General features: G+C 69.0%; 2 protein-coding genes. One reads left to right on the top strand and one right to left on the bottom strand.

Annotated elements, in window-relative coordinates; translation table 11 throughout:
- Positions 1-378 precede the first annotated feature (378 nt).
- Positions 379-1,995 carry a ribonuclease Y gene (gene rny, locus E1286_RS47000; protein ID WP_132623878.1) on the top strand — a complete coding sequence of 539 codons (1,617 nt, stop codon included), beginning with the start codon at positions 379-381 and terminating at the stop codon, positions 1,993-1,995.
- On the opposite strand, the gene E1286_RS47005 is transcribed toward rny, so the two are convergent.
- Positions 1,996-2,400, bottom strand: a 405-nt coding sequence (locus E1286_RS47005; protein WP_223190967.1) for a hypothetical protein, incomplete at its 5' end; no start/stop codon positions are given. It lies immediately after the preceding gene.

Raw genomic sequence — 2,400 nt, forward strand, 5'->3', positions numbered from 1 at the left:
GTCCTGTGGGTTTTTGGCTGGACGGCTGGGCGCTTCGGGGGCGAGCGGGGGATATCGGGCGGAATGGGGAGAGTCAACCCCGTAAGACACGCTTGATGACGCGTTTGCTTGCTCGTGACCTGTTCGACGCATAACCTCGACGGCAGTGAGGAGTTACTCCGCGCAGTGCGGATTGCCATACCGGTGAACGACGGACGAACAAGCTTGGTTGATCGAGGCAGGCGAGGCTTCGGATTTCGAGGCCGACGCCCGGTCGGCCTTTGCTTGACATCGATCCCGGCGATGACGCCGACCGGGCTGTCCGCGGCGCGTCTGTGACCCCTCCCGTTTTGTGGCCGCGTTATGAGGTGTTGACGACGCGAGGAGGGCGGGGCGCACATGGGGCCGCTGGTCGTGGTGCTGATGGTGGCGGTGCTCGTGCTCGCGTTCGGGATGGTCGCTGCGCTTCTCGTCGTCGTACGACGCACTTCGGGCGGCCTGCCCCGCGCCGCCAAGCCGAGCCCTGAGCAGGTGCAGGCCGTACAGGACGAGCTTGAGCAGGCGCGTGAGGAGGCGCAGGAGATCCGCGCCAAGGCGGAGACCGACGCCGAGGAGATCCTGCGCAGGTCGGAGGCGGCGGCCGAGAGCGCCACGCAGATGCGGCGTGAGGTCGAGGAGGAGAGCCGCATCCTCAAGTCCGAGCTCAAGGAGCTCCGTGTCGACCTCGAACGTCGCGAGGCCCGCCTGGCCGAGCGCGAGCAGCGGCTGGATGAGGAGGCGAGGCGGCAGGCCGAGCGCGACAGGAAGCTGGCCGAGACCGAGATCGAGCTGGCGGGCCGCCGCGAGGAGCTGCTGCAGGCCGAGGAGGAACGCCGGGTCGTCCTCGAACGGGTGGCCGGGCTCACCGCCGAGCAGGCCAAGGCCGAGCTGGTCAAGGAGATCCAGAACCAGGCCAAGCGTGAGGCCGCGCTGATCGTCCGGGAGATCGAGGGCGACGCCCGCAAGGAGGGCGAGAAGCGGGCCACGAAGATCGTGACATTGGCCGTGCAGCGGCTGGCGGCCGAGCAGACGGCCGAGTCCGTAGTCAGCGTGCTCCACCTGCCGGGCGACGAGATGAAGGGCCGCATCATCGGGCGTGAGGGGCGCAACATCCGCGCGTTCGAGTCCACGACGGGGGTGAACCTCATCATCGACGACACCCCCGAAGCGGTGCTGCTGTCCTGTTTCGACCCCGTCCGGCGGGAGACGGCGCGGCTCACGCTGGAGAAGCTGGTGCTCGACGGCCGCATCCACCCGCAGCGCATCGAGGAGGCCCACGACCGCAGCCGTCAGGAGGTGCAGGACCTGTGCGCGCGGGCCGGCGAGGACGCCCTCGTCGAGCTGGGCATCACCGACATGCACCCGGAGCTGACGCTGCTTCTCGGGCAGCTGCGCTACCGCACCTCCTACGGGCAGAACGTGCTCAAGCACCTCATCGAGTCCGCCCACATCGCCGGCATCATGGCCGCCGAGCTGAAGCTGAACCCGACGCTGCTCAAGCGCTGTGCCCTGCTCCACGACATCGGCAAGGCGCTCACGCACGAGGTCGAGGGCAGTCACGCCCTGATCGGCGCGGAGATCGCCCGCCGTTACGGCGAGGAGGAAGACGTGGTGCACGCCATCGAGGCGCACCACAACGAGGTCGAGGTCCGCACGGTCGAGGCGGTCCTCACGCAGGCCGCCGACGCGATCAGCGGCAGCCGTCCGGGGGCGCGGCGGGAGTCTCTGGAGGCGTACGTCAAGCGGCTGGAGCGGCTGGAGCAGATCGCGCAGTCGTACGAGGGCGTGGAGAAGGTGTTCGCCATGCAGGCCGGGCGGGAGATCCGCGTGATGGTCAAGCCTGACGCGATCGACGACATCCAGGCCCAGGTGATCGCTCGTGACGTGGCCAAGCAGGTGGAGGAGGAGCTCACCTATCCGGGGCAGATCCGGATCACGGTGGTGCGGGAGTCGCGGGCGACCGAGTTCGCCCGGTAGTCACCAGGTGAGCTCGGGGCTCTCGAAGCCGCCGCCGAAGGCGGTCGCGGTGCGGAGCTTCCAGCGTTGCCGGGCGACGTACGGGATGCCGCGCGGCGCGGTGACCTCGTACCAGCCGCAGACCTCCATTTCGCCCTCGTAGGCGAAACGCATGTCGTGGCAGCGCAGCGGGCTGGTGACCGTACGGTTCGCCCGGGAGTCGTACAGCTCGATCGACAGGTCGACGGACGTGCCGACCTTGCCCTTGGCGCGGGCCTGGATGTAGGCGCGTTCGCCGACGATCTTCAGGCAGGGGCTCATCGTCAAGCCGTCCTTGGGCGGTGACCAGGTCCGGCAGCCTACGCGTTCGGGCGCCGAAGGCGGGCTCGGCTTGAGGGTGACCGCGGGGGTGGGGGTCTTCTTCTC

Origin of the sequence: Nonomuraea terrae (assembly GCF_004348995.1) — a bacterium.
GTDB classification, from domain to species: Bacteria; Actinomycetota; Actinomycetes; order Streptosporangiales; family Streptosporangiaceae; genus Nonomuraea; species Nonomuraea terrae.

Coding starts and splice junctions, on each gene's coding strand:
- rny (WP_132623878.1), top strand. CDS start 379: ATGGGGCCGCTGGTCGTGGTGCTGATGGTGGCGGTGCTCGTGCTCGCG.